Annotated in this window: 1 protein-coding gene; it reads left to right on the top strand. The window is 48.2% G+C overall.

Annotated features, from left to right (window positions below):
• On the top strand, positions 1 to 2998 hold a 2998-nt coding region (locus J8M01_RS23595), incomplete at both ends, for an amino acid adenylation domain-containing protein (RefSeq protein ID WP_211059577.1).

Here is a 2998-nt window from a genome sequence, read left to right as displayed (position 1 = left end):
GATAGATCGCAGTGGGGCTATTAAAGCGTCATTTTCACAACAACGATTGTGGTTGGTAGATAAATTAGAAGGTAGCCAGCATTATAATGTTGCGGCGGCGCTGGAGTGCCAAGGACCATTAGAGATAGAGGCCTTGCAATGTAGTATCGACCAAATAGTGGCGCGTCATGAGGTACTGAGAACCTGCTTTGAAGAGATCGAGGGAGCATGTTACCAACGGGTAATGCCATCGCGACCAGTACCATTAGAGGTGGAAACATTCACATCAAGTACAGTACAGCCACAAGTGATACAACAACATATCGATGAGATGGCGCTGGCAGCGTTTGATTTAAGCAGTGATTTGATGCTGCGGGCTAAAATTTTGGTATTGTCAGCGAAGCGACACGTGTTGTTGTTTACGTTGCACCATATAGCCTCAGATGGCTGGTCGATGCAGCTGTTGATTAAAGAATTCAATGCGTTTTATCAAGCAGCGTTAACAGGGGAGCCGGCACAGGTACCCACGTTGGCGATTCAATACGGCGATTATGCCCATTGGCAACAAACACAATTGGGAGAAGATACACGAGCGCAGTTATTAACGTATTGGCAAGCACGTTTAGCGGGTGTGCCGAGTTTACATGCATTACCTTTAGATAAGCCTCGGCCAGCGAAGCAAGATTTTACATCGGGGTATGTGCGTGGCACGGTTAACGGGAAGGGATTAGCAGGATTAAAAGCGTTAGCCCAAGCGCAAGGGGTTACCTTGTTTATGGTACTGCAAGGGGCACTGTCGGTGTTATTAAGTCGCTTAAGTGGCGAGTTGGATATTGTACTAGGCGTACCGACAGCAGGGCGCAGTGAAAGTGAGCTGGCCCCTTTGATTGGCTTTTTTATTAATACATTGGTTAGCCGTACTCAAGTAGATTTGACGGAGTCATTTACCACTTTACTGACACAGGTAAAAACAGACACGCTAGCGGATTATCAGCATCAAGCATTGCCATTTGAGTTGCTAGTTGAAGCGTTAAACCCAGAGCGAAGCTTGGCTTATAACCCAGTATGTCAGGTTAAATTAGTCTTACAGAACCATAGAAGCAGTGAAGATGAAGCATTAACCTTGGGTGATGCGACATTAACCCCATTGGCTCAGGGTCAAGAACAAGTCCGTTTTGATTTAGACCTGACGTGCTCAGAAGGGGAAGATGAGCTGGTATGTCATTGGCGTTACCAGAAGAGCTTGTTTTTAGAGTCGACGATAACGGAGTATGCGCGGTGTTTTGAGCATGTGTTAGATGCAATTGTAGCAGCACCAAGCACGGCTATTGGCGCGTTGAGGTTATATGATGATAAAGCAGAGCAGGCACTGATAGCAAGGAGCCAAGGTGTAGCGTGTGACCATCGTCGAACGGACAGTGTGATGGCGCAGTTTGCCGCACAAGCGCAGAAGACGCCGCAGCGAATAGCGGTAACAGATAAGCGGCAATCATTGAGCTATGCGCAGTTGCATAAGCGAGTGAATCAACTGGCCCACTACCTACAAGAGCAAGAGATAGGGGTAGGAGAGCGAGTTGCTTTGGTATTGGATAGAGATGTTTCATTGCTGGTAGGGATGCTGGGAGTGATGACAGCGGGCGCGAGTTATATCCCCTTGAGTCCGCAGAGCCAAAAAGCGCGCTTAGCAGATATTTTTGCAGATGCGGGTGTGACGCAAGTATTGGTATCAGCGAGTCTGTTAGACACATTGCCAATTTCAGGGATAGATGTACTGATGTTGGATGAACAGACATGGGATTTGTCGGAGTATGAGGATGATACCCCAGAGATTGAATATGACTTAGAAGAGAGTGCGTATGTTATTTATACCTCAGGGTCAACGGGAAAACCCAAAGGGGTAGAGATAAGTCATCGAGGGTTGAGTGATTACTGTGGCTATGGGTTAAAGCAGTATTATGGAGCGCACTTAGCGGGTAGCTATGTAGTGACATCACATGCGTTTGACATAGGGGTGCCGAGTTTATATTTGCCGCTGTTGGCAGGAGGCAGTGTGAGATTGGCTCCTTGGGGGCAAGAATTACCAAGTTGTGCAGCGCATTTAAAAGAGACAGATGAGGCACAGTTATATCGTATGACGCCGATGCATGCCGAAGCGTTGTTACTGTTATTGGAAGGATATAGGGTAGAAGCAGAGCATGTGTTGGTGATAGGAGGGGAAGCTCTGACGGTTGAGCTAGCGGAGCGTTTGCAGGAGACATTTGTACACAGTCAGATATATAACCATTATGGTCCGACGGAAACGGTAGTGGGCTGTAGTTTGTATGATGTTACGCACAATTTGGACAAAGGGCTCAGGGCGAGCGAGATAGTGCCGATAGGGCATCCGATGGCAAATACAGGATTATATGTTGTAGACGAAGGAGGGCAACAGCAAGTTAGCTCAGGGGTTGGGGAGTTATATGTTGGGGGTCCTTGTGTGGCGAAAGGGTATGTTAATGACGAACAGAAGACGGCGGCAGCTTTTGTTTATGTGCCTTGGTTAGGGGGGGAGCGGTTATACAGAACGGGAGATAGGGTTCGACGGCTAGGGTCGGGCGCATTGCAGTTTTTAGGGAGAAAGGATGACCAAGTGAAGCTGCGAGGATACCGTGTAGAGCTGGGAGAGATAAGCAGTGTGTTGCGAGAGCAGTCACAGGTAAGGCAAGCGGCAGTGCTGGTACATGGAGTAGGCGCAGAGGCAGAGCTAGTTGGGTATGTGGTGGCAGCAGAGGAAGTAGAAGATGAAGGTGCTTACTTTGGGGACTTAGAGCAGATATTAAAGGAGCGATTGGCGGAGTATATGATACCAAGTCAATGGCAGCGTTTGGATAAGATGCCATTAACAGCGAATGGTAAATTAGACAAGGGGAGGTTACCGGGTGTCACGGGGCATGCGAAAGCAGAATATGCAGCGCCGGAGGGAGCATTAGAGCAGGCGTTGGTGAGCTTATGGTGTGAAGTTTTAAAGCGAGAGCCACAA

This window comes from Pseudoalteromonas sp. MMG005 (assembly GCF_018101015.1).
Taxonomy (GTDB): domain Bacteria; phylum Pseudomonadota; class Gammaproteobacteria; order Enterobacterales; family Alteromonadaceae; genus Pseudoalteromonas; species Pseudoalteromonas aurantia.
This window is presented reverse-complemented; position numbering and strand designations above follow the sequence as displayed.